The 16,800-nt window shown below is 56.8% G+C and carries 13 protein-coding genes and 1 pseudogene; 5 read left to right on the forward strand and 9 right to left on the reverse strand.

Annotation, left to right across the window (positions count from 1 at the left end; all coding sequences use genetic code 11):
- Together HA41_RS14440 and HA41_RS14445 are read right to left on the reverse strand one after the other, a co-directional pair.
- Nucleotides 1-216 (reverse strand): YbfB/YjiJ family MFS transporter (locus HA41_RS14440; RefSeq protein ID WP_143807336.1); only part of this gene is annotated, 216 nt, incomplete at its 3' end.
- Nucleotides 213-755: a TetR/AcrR family transcriptional regulator gene (locus HA41_RS14445; protein ID WP_094121357.1), complete on the reverse strand. Its 543-nt coding sequence runs from the start codon at nt 753-755 to the stop codon at nt 213-215. The genes HA41_RS14440 and HA41_RS14445, both read right to left, overlap by 4 nt.
- Nucleotides 756-1,297: 542 nt before the next feature.
- On the opposite strand from HA41_RS14445, the gene HA41_RS14450 reads away from it, so the two are divergent.
- Nucleotides 1,298-1,570, forward strand: coding sequence for a hypothetical protein (locus tag HA41_RS14450; protein ID WP_094121385.1), 273 nt, complete (start codon nt 1,298-1,300; stop codon nt 1,568-1,570).
- Between the two features lie 127 nt (nt 1,571-1,697).
- On the opposite strand, the gene budC is transcribed toward HA41_RS14450, so the two are convergent.
- The 4 genes from budC to treZ form a co-directional block, all read right to left on the reverse strand.
- Nucleotides 1,698-2,462 (reverse strand): meso-2,3-butanediol dehydrogenase, encoded by a 765-nt coding sequence (budC, locus tag HA41_RS14455; RefSeq protein WP_094121358.1) that lies wholly within the window; start codon nt 2,460-2,462, stop codon nt 1,698-1,700.
- Nucleotides 2,463-2,579: 117 nt separating this feature from the next.
- On the reverse strand, nt 2,580-4,655 hold the full coding sequence (gene glgX / locus HA41_RS14460) for a glycogen debranching protein GlgX (protein WP_094121359.1): 2,076 nt from the start codon (nt 4,653-4,655) through the stop codon (nt 2,580-2,582).
- Nucleotides 4,656-4,715: 60 nt separating this feature from the next.
- Nucleotides 4,716-7,244 carry a malto-oligosyltrehalose synthase gene (gene treY / locus HA41_RS14465; RefSeq protein ID WP_094121360.1) on the reverse strand — a complete coding sequence of 843 codons (2,529 nt, stop codon included), beginning with the start codon at nt 7,242-7,244 and terminating at the stop codon, nt 4,716-4,718.
- Entirely contained in the window at nt 7,241-9,028 is a 1,788-nt protein-coding gene (gene treZ, locus HA41_RS14470; RefSeq protein WP_094121361.1) for a malto-oligosyltrehalose trehalohydrolase, read from the reverse strand. The genes treY and treZ overlap by 4 nt, the downstream gene beginning before the upstream one ends.
- Nucleotides 9,029-9,492: 464 nt before the next feature.
- Here treZ and HA41_RS14475 point away from each other — a divergent pair, with 464 nt between their 5' ends.
- Nucleotides 9,493-9,756 carry a hypothetical protein gene (locus tag HA41_RS14475; RefSeq protein ID WP_094121386.1) on the forward strand — a complete coding sequence of 88 codons (264 nt, stop codon included), beginning with the start codon at nt 9,493-9,495 and terminating at the stop codon, nt 9,754-9,756.
- A 59-nt stretch (nt 9,757-9,815) separates the two neighbouring features.
- Here HA41_RS14475 and HA41_RS14480 read toward each other — a convergent pair whose 3' ends face one another.
- Nucleotides 9,816-11,072, reverse strand: coding sequence for a mechanosensitive ion channel family protein (locus HA41_RS14480; protein WP_094121362.1), 1,257 nt, complete (start codon nt 11,070-11,072; stop codon nt 9,816-9,818).
- Between the two features lie 252 nt (nt 11,073-11,324).
- Between HA41_RS14480 and HA41_RS14485 the strand changes: the two are divergent.
- Nucleotides 11,325-12,985 (forward strand): annotated as a pseudogene (locus tag HA41_RS14485) (methyl-accepting chemotaxis protein).
- Nucleotides 12,986-13,677: 692 nt separating this feature from the next.
- Here HA41_RS14485 and HA41_RS21020 read toward each other — a convergent pair.
- A complete protein-coding gene (locus HA41_RS21020; protein WP_158086625.1) occupies nt 13,678-13,839 on the reverse strand; it encodes a hypothetical protein in 162 nt (53 codons plus the stop codon).
- 119 nt (nt 13,840-13,958) lie between these two features.
- Nucleotides 13,959-14,738: a DeoR/GlpR family DNA-binding transcription regulator gene (locus HA41_RS14490; protein WP_094121364.1), complete on the reverse strand. Its 780-nt coding sequence runs from the start codon at nt 14,736-14,738 to the stop codon at nt 13,959-13,961.
- Between the two features lie 295 nt (nt 14,739-15,033).
- Here HA41_RS14490 and gatZ point away from each other — a divergent pair, with 295 nt between their 5' ends.
- Together gatZ and gatA are read left to right on the forward strand one after the other, a co-directional pair.
- Nucleotides 15,034-16,329, forward strand: a complete 1,296-nt coding sequence (gene gatZ / locus HA41_RS14495; RefSeq protein WP_094121365.1) for a tagatose-bisphosphate aldolase subunit GatZ — start codon at nt 15,034-15,036, stop codon at nt 16,327-16,329.
- Complete coding sequence (gene gatA / locus HA41_RS14500) at nt 16,322-16,780, forward strand: PTS galactitol transporter subunit IIA (RefSeq protein WP_094121366.1); 459 nt, start codon at nt 16,322-16,324, stop codon at nt 16,778-16,780. Before gatZ ends, gatA begins: the two co-directional genes overlap by 8 nt.
- The last annotated feature ends 20 nt before the right edge of the window (nt 16,781-16,800 follow it).

Here is a 16,800-nt window from a genome sequence, read left to right on the forward strand (position 1 = left end):
GCGCGCACCCCACCGCCGCGCCAGCGAGGCCGCAGCCAGAATCGTCAGGCAGTAAGCCACAAAGCTGCAGGCCGAGAGGAAACCTGCCCATTGCGGGCTGAAAGGAATATCGGCCGAAATCGCAGGCAGCATCAGTCCCCACGAAAATCTCGCCATGCCATAGGTCACCGCAATCAGGCTAAATCCAGTCAGCGCCAGCGCGCCAGCGGACCTCATTCCGCCGCGCCTTGTGGTTGCAGTAGCTGGCTGGCTATCGTACCGGCCTGATCGGCGGCAGCATTGCCGATAATCAGCGCCGAGGTAATGGCCCCTTCAAACAGCATCCAGATGGCGTCGCTCAGTAGCAGATTCTCTTTTCCCTGTACTGCGGTGACGCAGTCGCGGATGTAATGACGCAGAGTGGTGCGAAAGGCCAGCGCCTGCCCGGCCAGGGTCGCATCCCGTTCGGCATATTCGCCCCAGGCTTTGAGAAAGAAGCAGCCTTTCGCGCCATTCGTCTGCGTCCACTCACCCAGAACCTGAAACAGCCGGGCAATCGCGTCAGGCTGTTGTGGCGCATAGAGGTCCGCCATAAAGCGTGCTTCGCGGGCGTGCATCACCGCTGCGGTCAGCACTTCCCTTGAGGCAAAGTGATGGTAAAGCGTGCGCGTGGAAACCCCCGCCGCGCGGCAAATCTGGTCGGTGCTGGTGGCGTGAAAACCGCTGGTGTAGAACACCCGCTCAGCCGCCTGAATAATATCGTCTCTTTTTTTCATTCTTTAAAAGTAAACCGATCGTTTTACTTTTTCAAGGCGCGATCGTTTTTATTACGTGCGCCTTAACTGATAAACCGTTCAGTCAGGCTGCATTCCCGCTGCGCTATTTTGAGACCAGCGGGAGAATGACTGGGCAATTTTACTTCAGTTTATCAATGCTCATTGTTGACCGGGCGGCATCTCTTTTTTTCCACAGGCAGGTTAATCAAATTTGCACCAGATACGGCTGTTTCTGTGCAGGGTTTTTATCTTATTCCTTGATTTTGATAGGTTATTTTCTGCAGGCTCATAGGTTTGATGTATTAGCATGGTGAATATGACTGGCGGCGGTAAAGAGAGGTCGGGGTTATGTCGCATTGATCGATTAAAGCGACTCAGGCGTCTGAAAACGGCTAAATCTCAAAGTCGGTTTCACCGGTACAATAATGTGGTTTTAAGCATAACTCTCAGTTAGTTTAATAATGCTTCAGATAAAAAAATAAGCCCTTACGAATTTTGTCGGTTTTTTTAAGATACATACAGCAACTATTAGGATGAATACCATGCTCAAAGCCAGTTATTATTATCTGTGCCCACGTCCCATGGGTGGATGGATTTTACATAAAGAAGGTTGCGTTAATCTGTTAAAAAGCGATAAACGTGTGTTTATCGGCTCGCTTTATACCCGTCAGCAGGCGTTAACCGTCGCGAAAATTCATCATGCAAATGCCACAATGTGCAGTGTTTGCCTGAATAATTTTATCTGCCCGACCAGCAGTACGGTAATTAAGCCTGCACGCGCGGCAACGCCTACCCGTCACACGCCTAAACATTAATCCCGCCGTCGCTAAAGCGTGACGGCCTGGATCGGCAGATAATCAATATGCCGTGAATCACGGTAATTAATAAACAGAAAAAAGGCAGCGTTAATGCGCTGCCTTTTTGATGATGTGGCTGAGACGATTAAGCCTGTTTAGGCTGGCCGTTAGAAGCGGTAATACCGCCGTCCACCGGCAGGTTTACGCCGGTGATATAGCTGGCCTCATCGCTGGCAATAAAGACAATCGCACGGGCTATGTCGTCCGCTTCTCCGGCACGCCGCAGTGGAATACGATCGTAAAAGCGCTCCAGCAGTTCGGGGTCATCTTTCATATCTTCAGTCAAATCGGTAAAGGTGAATCCCGGACAGATGGCGTTAACCCGCACGCCGTCGGCACCGTAATCCATCGCCAGTGCGCGGGTAAAGTTGGTGATAGCACCCTTCGCAGCGTTATAGATGCTCATGCCCCAGTCGCCGCCTAAACCGGAAACCGAGGAGATATTCACTACGTTGCCTTTGCTGCGCAGCAGGGCAGGCATGAAATAATGTACGCCGTGGAATACCCCATCCAGGTCGGTTTTCATCAGCGTTTTCCAGTCCTCCAGATCCACCTCATGAATCCGGCCCTGCACGATCACCCCGGCGTTATTGACCAGCACGTCAACCCGGCCATATTTATCCAGCACTTTTTCTGACAGTTGTTTTACCTGATCAGCATCGGAGACGTCACAGGCGGCGACCAGATGATCGCCCGCAGCCAGACCAGCCTGGGTTTTTTCCAGCTTTTCCTGGGTCCGTCCCACCAGCACCACCGATGCGCCTTCTTCAGCAAAGCGTTTAGCTGCCGCTTCGCCAATACCGGAACCGGCACCTGTCACAACCACAACCTTCTGCGTAAATCTGGACATTATGCCTCCTTGTCAGCATCAATATTCATCGTAAACAACCGGTTAAGCCTGGCAGTCACAGCCAGAAACTCAAGCGCAGCGCGAAATGCGCTGCGCCTGATTGCCTTGCCTTAAACCTTATGGACGTCTGAACAGGGCGAAGCTGCGTCCCTCCAGCTCGAAATCCTTCTCTTTGGTGATCACCAGACCGCGCTTCGCGGTATCGCTGGTGGTCAGCTCCAGCACCCAGCCGCCTTCACCAAACTGCGGAATCTGGAACGGTACATTGCCTTCAAACGGATTGAATAGCATCAGGACGTCATGCCAGATGCCGTCTTCAGTTTGCAGGTCCGGCCGTCCGATGTAGACGCCTAACGTTGAGCCTTCATCCCACTGTTCCGCCTGCTGGAAGCCGCCACCGGCGTTGAACCATTTAATGTCCATGCCATCGCGCCAGTTTTCACGGCGCAGCAGCGGCTGATCGGCGCGCAACTTCAGGATCTGTCGGGTAAATTCGTGCAGCGCCTCGGCGGACTCCGGCAGGTTATCCCAGTGAACCCAGGAGATCTCGCTGTCCTGGCAGTAGCCGTTGTTGTTACCGAGCTGGCTGCGGCCAAACTCATCGCCCGCCAGCAACATCGGGGTCCCGTGTGAAAAGATCAGGGTGGCGAGGAAGTTACGTTTCTGACGTTCGCGCACCGCGTTAATGTTCTCATCATCAGTCGCACCTTCAGCCCCGTAGTTGTAAGAACGGTTATCGTTGTGCCCGTCATTGTTGTCCTCGCCATTCTCATCATTGTGCTTGTCGTTGTACGACACCAGATCGTTGAGGGTAAAGCCATCGTGAGCGGTGATGAAGTTGACACTGGCCCACGGACGGCGGCCGCGCTGGTCGTAGAGATCGCCCGATCCCAGCAGACGCGCGGCGAAGTCGGTCGAGACGTTGTTGCCTTTCCAGTAATCGCGCACCGTATCGCGGTACTGGTCGTTCCACTCCGCCCAGCCCGGCGGGAAGCCGCCCACCTGATAGCCGCCCGGACCGATATCCCAGGGTTCACCAATCAGTTTTTTCTGCGACAGGATCGGGTCCTGCATCACTGCATCGAAGAAGCCGCCACGCGGATCAAATCCTTCGGGTTCGCGGCCGAGAATGGTGCCGAGATCGAAGCGGAAACCGTCGATATGCATCGATTCAGACCAGTAACGCAGCGAATCCATCACCATCTGCAGCACCCGTGGATGCGAGGTGTTCACGGTGTTGCCGGTGCCGGTATCGTTGATGTAGTAACGATGCTGGTCGGGCAGGGTGCGGTAATAAGAGAAGTTATCGATGCCCTTAAACGACAGCGTCGGGCCCAGCTCGTTCCCTTCGGCGGTGTGGTTATAGACCACGTCGAGAATCACCTCGATACCGGCATCGTGGAACGCCCGCACCATGTCACGGAAGCCCTGAATGCCGCGCGGACCAAAGTAACGGGTGGCGGGCGCGAAGAAGCCCAGCGTGTTGTAGCCCCAGAAGTTTTTCAGCCCTTTGTCCAGCAGATGCTGGTCGTCCGGGAACCAGTGTACCGGCAACAGCTCGACGGACGTGATGCCCAGACTTTTGATGTAATCGACGGTGGATTTATGGCTCATGCCGTCGAAGGTGCCGCGCATTTCCGGTGGCAACGCAGGGTTGAGCTGGGTGAAGCCTTTAACGTGAGTTTCATAAATCACCGTATTCGGCCACGGCACGTTGGGACGATGCTTATCCTGCCAGTCGAACTCATTGGGATCGATTATCCGGCATTTAGGGGTAAACGGCCCGCTGTCGCGGCTATCAAAGGTCAGATCTTTATCTTCGTGATAGAGGTCATAGGCAAAGTGCGCCTCGTTCCACTCAATGTCGCCAGCCAGTTCGCGGGCGTAGGGATCGAGCAGTAGCTTGTTCGGGTTAAAACGGTGGCCGTTTTCCGGATCGTAGGGACCATAAACGCGATAGCCATAGAGCGCGCCCGGTTGCAGCCCGGGGACATAGCCGTGCCACACTTCATGGGTGAACTCCGGCAGTTCCAGCCGGGCAATTTCGGTCTTGCCGCTGGGATCATAAAGGCAGAGTTCAACCCGCTCGGCATGGGCGCTGAACAGGGCGAAATTCACGCCCTGACCATCAAAATTTGCCCCAAGCAGATGGCTGTAGCCCGCCGTGATTTCAAAACGCTTACTGTTTGACATTTATGCCTCGTTATTTAATACCAGATTGACGCGTTAAAAAAATTCCCTTAAAGCGGGCGATCAGTACGCCAGCAGTACCACACACCAGCCCGACGCGACGTTATCCAGTTGCAGCCGGTCACCGGGCGCAATCTCTTTGCCACTCAGCAGATCGCGGTAGCGATGCTGGCTGAGTGAGGACGGCAGGGCGATTCCGGTCGCGGCCCAGCGGTCAGCGGGCGGCTGATCCAGTCTCTCTGGCAGGTTAATCAACACCAGCCGCGGAACAATCACGATCACCGCCTGATCCTGGTGCTGACGGGCAAACGCCAGCACCCGGTCCTGATGCTCGCCCTGGGCGGTCAGCGGCAGATAGTCACCGTGGCGGAACAGTGATGGCTGCTGCTGACGCACTGCCAGCAAGCGGGCGATCGCCTGCTGATTGACCTGACCGCGCAGCCAGTGACCGTCGTCCTGATCGTGCTGCGGCTGGTCCAGCATTGCCGCCAGCGCGGCGAAATCGGGCTCACGCCGGTTATCCGGGTCGACCAGGCTGAAGTCCAGCGCCTCGCTGCCCTGATAAATATCCGGGACGCCCGGCGCCGTCAGTTTCACCACTGTCTGCGTCAGGCTGTTCACCAGTCCGGCACGGACAAAGGGCTGCAGGGCCGTACAGAAATCGCGCAGGAAAGCGCTATTCGCCGGTGCCAGCAGATGACGGGCATAGCCAATTACCGCCTGTTCATAGGCGTCGTTGTTATCTGCCCAGTCGGTACGTAATTTCGCTTCACGCAGCGCTTTTTCTACGTAAACCACGAAGCGCGCTTCCAGCGCCGCCAGGCCGGTAGCATCGTCGGGCTGCAGCCTCGGTGGCCAGACGCCGGCCAGCGCTTCATACAGCATCCACTCCACCGCCGGTTCCGGGGCCGCGCCATCTTTCAGGCGGGTCACCTTCGCCTGATTCATCTCCCGCCAGCGGGCGACGCACTCTGCCCAGCGCTCCGGCGCTTCGGTCAGGGTATAGAGCCGGGCGCGGGCATCTTCGCCGCGCTTGGTGTCATGGGTTGAGGTGCCGGAGAGCGCATCGGGCTGATGTTCGCGCCGCGCCTGCATCTCGGCGTGAAACTGATCCAGCGAAAAGTGACGCGCCAGCGGCTCGGCACCCACTTCGTTCAACGCCAGCGCCATGTGCTGACGGAAAAACAGCGTGTCCTCCACCGACTTCGCCATCAGCGGACCGGTCAGTTGCTGGAAGCGGGTGCGGAACTGGGCGGCGTCTTCGGTCGCCGCCGCCGTCACCTCGCCGCGCAGAATGCGCACCAGCAGGTCGAGCGCATCCGCATCCGGCGCGCTGGCGCTGGCTTTGACCTGGCTGACCACCTGTTGCAGCAGCGCGTTATCGGCAGGCGTCAGACCCTGCGGCGTGCCGTAAGTGCGGTAAACCGGAAATGCCACCAGCAGTTCGCGCAGCGCGTTCTTTAGTTCGGCTTCCGGCTGCGGCGCACCATCGTGGCGGGCGATGCCGAGAGCCAGCTGCAGCAGGCGGTTAAACTCGCCGGCGAAGTTACGATTAGCCATCAGTAACTTAGCGGCACGCAGCTCGGCTTTCATGTCGACCGTTTTGCCGATCACGGTCTGATAAGCCTTGCGCAGCGCACTGAGGCGGTTACCGTCCACCAGCACATTCGCCAGCGCCGCCATAAACTCGTAACCGGTGGTGCCGGAAACCGGCCACTCATCCGGCAACTGCTCGTTCTCGCCAAGGATTTTTTCTACCGTGAGGTAGCAATCGGGGCCAGCGGCCTGGCGTAACTGCTCAAGATAGCCGCGCGGATCGGCCAGACCATCGACGTGGTCGACGCGTAACCCCTGCACCGCGCCGCTGTGGACCAGTTCAAGGATCAGCTGATGCGCCGCATCAAACACCGCTTTATCTTCTACCCGAACCCCGACCAGACCGGTTACTTCGAAGAAGCGGCGATAGGAGAGGTCGTTGGGCGCGTCACGCCACGACATCAGGCGCCACGGCTGCTGGTCATGCAGCGCGGCAATCTGCGCCGCGTCGCGCAGGCCGTACACCGCTTCTTCGCGGCCCTGCCAGGTGTGCGGGGCCAGCGGATAGTAATTGTCAAAGTAGGCCAGCGCCGGTTTACCGCTCTGCGGATCGCGCTGCACGCTGATCTCGCCATTGGCCAGCACCGCCTCGAAGGTGTCGCCGAGGAACGGCAGCGTCAGGCGGCGTGACCAGTCAATGTCAAAGTAATGGGCATACTGACTCTGTTCGCCGTGTTCGATCACGTCGCGCCACCACGGGTTCTCCAGCGAGGCGGCCATATGGTTGGGGACGATATCGAGGATCAGCCCGAGACCGGCCGCTTTCAGCGCTGCGGCCATCCGGTCAAAGCCGGCACGGCCACCGATTGAGGGGTCGATCTGGTTGACGTCCGTGACGTCATAACCGTGCGTCGATTCCGCGGTGGCGCTGAAGATCGGCGAAGCGTAGAGATGGCTGATACCAAGCTGCTTCAGATACGGCACCAGCGCCGCGGCACGATCAAACGTCATGCCGTTGCGGAACTGGATACGATAGGTGGCGGTTGGGATGTTCATTGTGCGGCTCCTTTATCCAGACGAACCACAATCGACTCCGGTGCCAGTTCGGTACTCTCCTGTGGCCAGGCAAAGATGGTTTCACCCGGCAGATCGGCGATCGGCTGTGGTCGGTCACCCAGGTTCAGCGCCAGTGACAGCGTGCCATCAGGGAAGTCCCAGCGCACCGCGAAGAAACCGGGTGCGGTGTTGACCACCTGACCGCTGTTGCCGCCTGCGGTCTGCAGCAGCGGCACAATGTGTTGCTGGCGCAGCTGCAGCAGCCTGCGCGTCAGCGCCAGCCACTGCTGGCCTTCCGGGGTATCGGGCTTCTCCCAGTTCAGCTTTGAACCGGCAAATGTCTGCGGATCGTTAGGGTCCGGCACGCTTTCCCCTTCGTGACCGGCATGGCCTTCAAACTCTCTGGCGCGGCCTTCACGCACCGCTTTGGCCAGATCGCCATGGAAATCGGTGAAGAACAGGAACGGCTGCGTTTCGCCATACTCTTCGCCCATAAACAGCAGCGGAATGTGCGGCGATAGCAGTAACGTGGCCAGCAGCAACTGGGTACGTTCTACGCCAGCCAGGCTCACCAGCCTTTCGCCCTGGGCGCGGTTACCCACCTGGTCATGGTTCTGAATGAAGTCGACAAAGGCGACCGGTGGCTGGCTGCGGCTGTCGACGCCGCGCGGCTCGCCTGACTGCAGCGACACTTCGCCCTGATAAACGAAACCTTCCGCCAGCGCGCGGGCGACCCGCTGCTCCGGCCGATCGGCGAAGTCCTGGTAATAGGCATGATTTTCGCCGGTCGCCAGCACGTGGACCGCATTGTGGAAGTCATCATTCCATTCGCCGGTAAACAGCGGTGCCTGACCGTTTTCATCGCGCGGATGCAGGAAGGTCACGTTGCGGCAATCTTCGGTGGTCAGGTGAATCGGCCGATCGGTAATTTCAGCCCGGATGCGTTCGGCAATCTCAATCAGTACATGTTGATCGGACGGGTCTTCGATCTGGTCGATGGCGTCGAAGCGCAGGCCATCCAGGTTGAATTCTTTCAGCCAGTAGAGCGGGGCTTCGGTGATATAACGGCGCACCGCGTCAACGTCATAGGCGATGCCGGCGCCCCACGGCGTCTGGCGCTCTTTATGAAAAAAGTCCGGCGACAGCAGCGGCAGATAGTTGCCTTCCGGGCCAAAGTGGTTCAGCACGATATCCAGCACCACCGACAGGCCATGACCGTGCGCCGCGTCGACAAACGCTTTGAAATCATCGGGCGAGCCGTAGGCGGCGTGCGGTGCATAGAGCAGCACGCCGTCGTAGCCCCAGCCACGATTGCCGCCGAACTGGGAAACCGGTAACACTTCAATCATGGTGATACCGTTTTCCGCCAGCCACGGCAGCTTTTCAATCGCTGCCTGGAAGGTGCCTTGCGGCGTAAAGGTGCCGATGTGCAGTTCATACACCACCGATTCCTGCCACGGACGGCCTTGCCAGTCGGTGTTCTGCCAGACGTAAGCCTCAGGATCGATCACCAGCGACGGGCCGTTGACGTCATCTTTCTGACCGCGCGACGCGGGATCGGGCACGGATGTACCGTCTGCCAGCACAAAGTCGTATTCGGCACCGGGGACGACGCCGCTCAGCTGGGTTTCGAACCAGCCATCAGGCTGGCGTGTCATCGCGATATCTTTGCCGGATAGCCGCAGGGTCACGCGTTGCTGGCCCGTTGCCCAGAGACGGAAACGGACCTCATCGCCGGACACCCGCTCGGCGCCCCAGCTTTTAAAAAATGATTTGGATTCCATTCAATTGCCTCGTTTAACCTGGAAATGCGCAATGATCGCCATCGCGCGGAAATGATGCCGATGATGCGAGCGTCAAAAACATAAACATGTCAGCGAGACCAGGATGCCAAATGGGTTGGCGCGTCTCTTCAGCCAGGATCCTGGACTGGTATTCAGCGTGATGCGGCGGGAAGTCAGGGATGTGACTGCTGCCACGCAGCATACGAAGAATAATCATAGACTAAGATGTCGCAATCGCAGGGCTGCGGGCCACAGAGAGGCGGGAATTTGAGTTAATGGCGTGGATTCGCATTCTCCGGGCGGCTCACCACGCGCCAAAGCCGCGCGGAAAATCGTGCCGGAGCCAGTCGATTCCGTATAAGCTGGCTAACCTGCCATCGTCAGGCGTGCCGGGCGACAGCAACGCGAAATTATTTTCAAAAGGAGCTTACGTGAGCAAAAAAGCCCTGTTTGTGGCGCTACTGATGCTGTTGTCTGCCTGCTCTAATCGCGTCGGGCATGATCTGGATACCGCGCGGTTGCAGCATATCCATCCCGGCCAGACCAGCAAAGCGCAGCTGATTTCGCTGTTTGGTCAGCCAGACAGCGAGACGCCGTATCCGGATGGGCAGCGTTTGCTGAAATGGACCTACAGCGAGGCGCGCACCCTCAACACCACCGAAGGGCAGACGCTGACGGTACAGATGAAGAACGATAAGGTGCTGAACTTTGCTCTGAGCAAAAGCTGAGCAGTGGCTCAGTGCCGGAGCGGGGGAAGGCGGCGCCAGGGACGCCGCCGTGGATCAGGTTACTGCGGGCCGCCAGGCCGGACATCGGCACTCTCTGCGCGCGGCTGGGCCAGCCGGGCGAAATCCGAACCCGCCGGATGCTGATAAATCTGCAGATCAAAATAGCGGGCCATCGCGTAAATATATTCAAAAATCTCAGCCTGGGTATTCTCATAATCGGCCCAGAAAATCGATGAGGTGAAGCAGTAGATCTCCACCGGTAACCCATCCGGCGACGGCCTCAGCGGGCGGACCACGATATACATCTCTTTTTTAATATCCTCGCGCTGGGCCAGCCAGGCGGTCAGGAATTTACGGAATACCATCAGGTTGGTGATGCCGTTCTGCATAAACCAGCGGTCGCCGACGGCGCTGATATCACGTCCATCCAGCAGCTCAGTGATCGATTCGCTGGCGATGCGGATCTGGCTCATCGCCTGCAGTCTCTCCTGATTCACAAAGGTGATCGACTTCTGATCAAGATAAAAGCTGCGCATGATACGGCGCGCGCCCGAAGAGAACATCGCCTGCCAGTTGGTGTAGGTCTCGGTGAGGAAGTTTTTGGTGGGGATGCGCGAGATGGTGTTATCCCAGTTGCGGATGGTGATGGTATGCAGCGCAATATCGGTCACCTCGCCACTGATGTTTCTATCCGGCATCTCAATCCAGTCGCCCAGTTGCAGCACATCGTTGGAAGAGAGCTGAATATTCGCCACCAGTGACAGCAGCGTATGCTGAAAGATCAGCATCAGCACCGCGGCGACCGCACCCAGCGAGGAGATAATAATCGCCGGTGACTTGTTGGACATAATCGCCAGAATCATGATTGCGGCGATAATATGTACCAGGATTTTGCCAATCTGGATATAGCCCTTGATTGAGTGATTCTTGCGCTTCGATTTGCGCGAATAGGAGTTGTTAACAATCTCCAGCACTTCATTGAAGAAGATCGACAGATAGACAAAAAACAGGATGCCGCAAATGGTCTGAATCGCCACTTTCAGATTCTCGGGCAGGCCTGGCATAAACTGCAGGAAATTGTAAACCACAATCACCGGCACAAAATTCGACAGTTTCTGAGAGAGGCGGACATCTTTATCCAGCGGAACGCCCTGTTTATGGCTGCTGAAAAAGACCTTTCTGATCACTTTAACGATGAAAAATTTGCAGATCAGGTGAGTGACCATCCCGGCCATAATCAGCAGCAGCAGACTGAAGCTGACCGACAGCACCCTGTTTCCCTCAATAAAACTCAGCAGACTCTGAATGTAATGCATGTTAACCACGTGCTGGACAAGATAGGGGGCGAATTCAACCACAGTACGGCGCGGGTTGTTGAGCGCCGAATGCGTTTAGCGCGGCCGGCAGCCAGTTTTACCGGTCCTGACGCTGAACGGCGGCAGAAGCCGCGAAAAGTGTGCGCTTCCGCCCATTATCCCGTTTATCCGCGCCTCGTTGCATCGCAGCACTCAGATAACCTTCTCACTGGCCGATAACCGCTGTATCCCCTCTGACATGAGTCTGCTGAAATGCTTAAAAACCTCAAAATAACCCACAGTATTCTCGCGGTACTTTTCATCTTTACCGCATTGCTGAGCCTGACCGGCTTCTTGTTGTATAACGCCGTCTCAAAAGCGGACCAGAATTTTGTGGCGGCAGAACAGCTAACCCTACAACAGCAGCACCTGAGCGATGCGGTAAAAACCCTGATTAAGACCCGTGTGACCATTAACCGGGTGGCGATTCGTTTTCTTAAAAATCAGCAGGATCCGGCTTCACTGGCGGCGATGGCGTCGCTGCTGGATAAGGCAGGGCAGTCTGCTGCGGCAGCCGATGTTGAGTTCCGCGCATGGCAGGCGTTGCCGCGCAAAGCGGGGCAGGATGAGGCTCAGGCCGCTGAGGTGCAGACCGCCTATCAGCAAATGCACGACACTATGCTGGCGTCGGTGACCTTCCTGAAACAGGGGAACTATCAGGCTTACGGCAACCTGGAAGCGCAGGCCGCGCAGGATCGGCTCGACAGCACGTACGAAGCCTGGCGCGCGGTCAACATTCAGCTAATGAAAAATACCTCTGAACAGAACCAGCGCAGCCTGACCGACGCGCTCTGGACCTTGCTGATTCTTGGCCTGGTGACCGTGGTGATCATTTTCGCCGTCTGGGTAGGATTACAAAAACGGCTTATCGGCCCGCTTAGCCGACTGACCGGCTATATGCGCGCGATATCGGCTGGCGATCTGACCTCAGATATTCACCAGGAAGGCCGCAACGAGATGGGCCTGTTAATTACTGAACTGCAACAGATGCGCGATGCGCTGGTGGTCACCATCACCTCGGTTGATGACGCCACGCGCTCTATCTTTATCGGTGCGGCGGAAATTTCAGCTGGCAGCACCGATCTCTCGTCCCGTACTGAACAGCAGGCGGCGGCGCTGGAGCAAACGGCAGCCAGCATGGAACAGCTGACCTCGACGGTGAAGCTCAACGCTGACAATGCGCAGCAGGCCACGGCGGTATCGAAACAGGCGTCGACCACCGCCACCCAGGGCGGTGAGACGGTGGCGAGGGTCATCGCTAATATGGAGCAGATCAGTGAAAGCTCCGGGCAGATCGCCGGCATCATTGCGATTATCGACAGCATCGCCTTCCAGACCAATATTCTGGCGCTCAACGCCGCGGTAGAAGCGGCGCGTGCCGGTGAGCAGGGACGCGGATTTGCGGTAGTGGCAGGCGAGGTGCGATCACTGGCAAGCCGCAGTGCCAGTGCCGCTCAGGAAATTCGTGGTCTGATCGATCGCTCAGCCGAGCGGATCAGAACCGGGGCTGGCCATGCTTCTGAAGCCGGTAAGGCGATGGAAAGTATCGTAACGTCGGTCAGCCGGGTCACCCAGCTGATCGAAGAGATCGCGTCCTCATCGGTTGAGCAGACGCGTGGCATTGAGCAGGTCTGCATCGCGGTGTCAGAGATGGATGGTGTGACGCAGCAGAACGCCGCGCTGGTGGAAGAGTCGGCCAGCGCGGCCGCCTCGCTGGAAGAGCAGGCCAGCTATCTGCGTAAAACGGTGTCGGTGTTTAAACCGGCAGCCTGCAGACGGCGTTTGCCGCCGAGCCGGCACGACCGGTGGTGAGCCCACTGCGTCCTGCTGCGGTCAGCCCGCAGGCGGACAACCAGAACTGGCAGGCCTTCTGAGTGGATGGTCGTCAGCCCGACGCTGACGGCCAGCGCCTGATAGCCCGGAACAGAAGAATAAGCGCATTGCTGCAGCCAACGCCATCGCTGACAGAGAATTCACAGGGCTGAGTACAGCGGCTATAAGAAATGCCCTCAATGATGGCCGAGCCTCTGACGTTGCTCTTATTGAAAAAGTCAGGGCAATGGGTAAAAGGCCAGGCCCGGAAGTCTTCAGAGCACAGTCAGGGCTGAATCGTGATCGTGTTACCACAAAGCCGATTACATGCCCGGTATATGTCATTGCGGCAACACAGGATCGTCTTCGTTCTTCAGCAGAGGCGGAGGAGCTGGCGGCCCTGACGGGGGCCTGTCTGGATTACGTTGAGAGTTGTGGTCACCTTATACCGCTTGAAAAACCGGGCGAACTGGCAGGGTTTGTTTCCCGCTGGCTTAATGAAAATGGAATATGAGGCTGCACAGATGAAAGGAAAATTAAGGTTGTTATAGCTGGCAGTGTTGCCGGCTATGCTACCAACGTCCGCTTCTGGCACGGGCTGTAGCAGCAGCCCTGGCAAGCTCAAACTTCTGTCGACTCAGCTATCTCTAACGCATCATCGACATCAATATCCAGATATCGAACAGTGCTTTCGCGTTTTAGGTCCTGGTGCTATCAGGGTGTTTCAGGAAGTAGCCTCAGCAAAGGCATTTCGTCAGTCATGCCAGTATTCCTGGTTGAGCAGCGCGGGGAGGTCGTTAGCCCGGTTCCTGCCGTCAGTGAACAGCACCGTCAGGTATATCAGGCTTATCAGGCTGAGGTGGATGCGCTTAAGGCGAGGAATCTTCACTGAAGCGGTTTTACTCAGTAAAAGCATCCAACAGGCGCCTGGAAGGGCGCTTTTTTTTGGTCCTGAGAATATGTTGATAACACACCAGTCCGCCATAAAGGCAGCCAGCGTTGCCTGAGCATGTCAATACGATCAGCGCCTTTACGTCAGGCCACGATGACGTGTTTACCCTTTTTTCTCAGCCCGGCCAGCGCCTCGGCGGGCGCTGCCTCATCGGTGATGACCGTATCTATTTTGTCCAGAGACAGAACCTGGTTAAACCCTTTACGGCCAAACTTCGATGAATCGGTGATAACAACAACCTGCCTGGAGGCGGCGGCCATCACCGCGCTGATGGCAAATCCTTCGTTGAACGTGGTGATGCCGCTCTCTGCGTCAAGGCCGTCAGCGCCCACAAACATCAGGTTTGCAGACACGTCGCGCAGCGCATACTCAGCAATGTTGCCGTGCAGGGAGGCCGTTTTGTGCCTGACGGTGCCGCCGCACACGACCAGAGTAATATCTTTATTTTCCGCCAGGATAGCAGCGGCGGGCAGATTATTCGTGATCACAGCAATATTACGCATCCCGGCAAGCTGTTCAGCCAGAAGTTTTGTGGTACTGCCGCTGTCCAGAATGATGGTGTCGCCTTCTTTGACAAGCCGGGCGGCTTCAATGGCAATACGTTTTTTCGGATCGGCGGCCAGCTGGTAGCGCTCGGTCAGGCTGATTTCAGCGCTGGCGACAGCGTTCTCCCCGCCTGACGTATCAACGCGCGCGGCGCCGCCGTGAAATCGGGTTAAGAGGCCGCGTTCCTCCAGAAGGCGTAAGTCTGCGCGCACGGTAACTTCGGTTACGCCCAGCTCTGCCGAAATGTCGTTTACCAGCTTGCTACCGGTAGTGTTGACCATTTCAACAATCCTGTTCCTGCGTTCAAACGTATTCATAGCTGTTCCTCTTATAAGTCAGATAATCCTAAAACGAAAGTATAAGAAAGTAAAACATCAAAGAGTACAGAAGCTGATGTTTGAGACAGACCTGTGCAGGGGTTTATTTAAAAGACTGTTTTATAAGAAAATATCCGCAGCTCACCTGCTGAAGTTTTGTCACGAACGAGAGGGTGTAACGAAAGATTATGAATGAATACGAAAATATAAAGATCATGATCACATAAATAATAGAAAGTAATTGTGCCATAAACGAAAGATTGTGATGTTATTAAGCCTACTTTCGGAGGACATAATGAAAAATATCATTCAGCAACATAAAGCCGGCACTGACTGCGGCATCTGCTCTGTCTGCTCAGCGCACCCTCTTGTTATTGAGGCTGCTCTGAGGCTCGACCTGCACACTCATCGTCAGGTTTTGATTGAGGCCACGTCAAACCAGGTTAACCAGTACGGTGGTTACACCGGCATGAAGCCTGAAGGCTTCCGGGATTATGTGCTGGATATTGCCCATCGCGTAGGTTTCCCCGCAGAGCGCCTGATCCTCGGCGGCGATCACCTCGGACCCAACTGCTGGCAGGGCGAGCCCGCAGAACAGGCCCTGGAAAAGTCACGCGTGCTGATTGCTGATTACGTCAGGGCGGGCTTCAGTAAAATTCACCTCGATGCCTCCATGTCCTGTGCAGATGATCCGGTACCGCTGCCGCCGGAAGTTGTCGCACAGCGTGCCGCCGATTTGTGTCGCGTAGCAGAAGAAACGGCTACCACAGAGCAGAAAGCCGCGCTGACCTACATCATTGGCACTGAAGTTCCCGTACCGGGCGGCGAGGCGCATGCGATTAACGACGTTCACGTGACGCGTCCGGGAGATGCAGCGCATACGCTGGAGATTCACTATAAAGCGTTCCGCGCAGCCGGTCTGGAAGACGCTATCGGGCGCATTATCGGACTGGTTGTTCAACCTGGCGTGGAGTTCGACCACCGCAGCGTGATCCACTATGCGCCTGCGGAAGCCCGCGAACTCAGCCAGTTTATTGAGTCAACGCCTGTGGTTTATGAAGCACACTCCACGGATTACCAGACCCGTACCGCCTATCGTGCGCTGGTTAAAGATCACTTCGCCATCCTGAAAGTCGGCCCGGCGCTGACGTTTGCGCTGCGTGAGGCTATTTTCGCCCTGGCGGAAATTGAAAAAACACTGATTGCGCCTGAAAAGCAGAGCCAGATCCTGGCGGTGATTGAGCAGGTCATGCTGAACGAGCCCGGCTACTGGAAAAAATACTATCGTCCGGCTTTCTCTGACTCTCTCGTGGATATTCACTACAGCCTCTCGGATCGCATTCGCTATTACTGGCCAAACGAGCGCATCAGCAGCGCATTCGATGCGCTGATCGCCAACCTGGACGGCGTTGAGCTGCCGCTGGGCCTGCTGAGTCAGTACCTGCCCAAACAGTTCGATCGCGTACTGAACGGTTCGCTCCCGGCCGATCCGCAATCGCTCATCATCGACAAAATCCAGGACGTCCTGCGCGACTATGCCTTTGGATGTGAACCAGAAGTGAACCCGCAAAAAGAGGTCATTCATGCATAACTACCGCCTCATTGTTTCTTCCGGTCAGAGCTTTGCTGATGCGGAAGCGGTACTCAGACATATCGGCGAAAAAATGGTGCGCGACGGCGTCTGCCGGAATTCTTATCCGGCAGCTTTGCTTGAACGTGAAGCCACTTACCCGACCGGCATCGCGCTGGACGGACACGCGGTGGCCATCCCGCATTGTGACGCATCGCATGCGGTGGAGCCGGCCATTTACCTGATCCGCCCCGCGCGGCCGGTGACGTTTCAGCAGGCAGACGATGACGGCACGATTGGCGCTGAGCTCATCATCGCGCTGGTTGTCACGCGCCCTGAGCAGCAGCTGAACCTGCTGAAGGCGCTGTTCGGCCAGCTACAGCAGCCCGAGTTCATTGAAAGCCTGCTGAGTGTGCCGGAAAGCGACCTTTCCGACTGTTTTACTCACCGCCTGCTCGCATCGGCGGCCTGATAACAAAACCTGTCCCTACA

Source organism: Pantoea conspicua (genome assembly GCF_002095315.1).
GTDB classification, from domain to species: domain Bacteria; phylum Pseudomonadota; class Gammaproteobacteria; order Enterobacterales; family Enterobacteriaceae; genus Pantoea; species Pantoea conspicua.

What these genes read in the sequence shown, in the direction of transcription:
- HA41_RS14445 (WP_094121357.1), bottom strand. Translation starts at nt 755, where the DNA reads ATGAAAAAAAGAGACGATATTATTCAGGCGGCTGAGCGGGTGTTCTAC.
- HA41_RS14450 (WP_094121385.1), top strand. Translation starts at nt 1,298, where the DNA reads ATGCTCAAAGCCAGTTATTATTATCTGTGCCCACGTCCCATGGGTGGA.
- budC (WP_094121358.1), bottom strand. Translation starts at nt 2,462, where the DNA reads ATGTCCAGATTTACGCAGAAGGTTGTGGTTGTGACAGGTGCCGGTTCC.
- glgX (WP_094121359.1), bottom strand. Translation starts at nt 4,655, where the DNA reads ATGTCAAACAGTAAGCGTTTTGAAATCACGGCGGGCTACAGCCATCTG.
- treY (WP_094121360.1), bottom strand. Translation starts at nt 7,244, where the DNA reads ATGAACATCCCAACCGCCACCTATCGTATCCAGTTCCGCAACGGCATG.
- treZ (WP_094121361.1), bottom strand. Translation starts at nt 9,028, where the DNA reads ATGGAATCCAAATCATTTTTTAAAAGCTGGGGCGCCGAGCGGGTGTCC.
- HA41_RS14475 (WP_094121386.1), top strand. Translation starts at nt 9,493, where the DNA reads ATGCTGTTGTCTGCCTGCTCTAATCGCGTCGGGCATGATCTGGATACC.
- HA41_RS14480 (WP_094121362.1), bottom strand. Translation starts at nt 11,072, where the DNA reads ATGCATTACATTCAGAGTCTGCTGAGTTTTATTGAGGGAAACAGGGTG.
- HA41_RS21020 (WP_158086625.1), bottom strand. Translation starts at nt 13,839, where the DNA reads ATGCTTTTACTGAGTAAAACCGCTTCAGTGAAGATTCCTCGCCTTAAG.
- HA41_RS14490 (WP_094121364.1), bottom strand. Translation starts at nt 14,738, where the DNA reads ATGAATACGTTTGAACGCAGGAACAGGATTGTTGAAATGGTCAACACT.
- gatZ (WP_094121365.1), top strand. Translation starts at nt 15,034, where the DNA reads ATGAAAAATATCATTCAGCAACATAAAGCCGGCACTGACTGCGGCATC.
- gatA (WP_094121366.1), top strand. Translation starts at nt 16,322, where the DNA reads ATGCATAACTACCGCCTCATTGTTTCTTCCGGTCAGAGCTTTGCTGAT.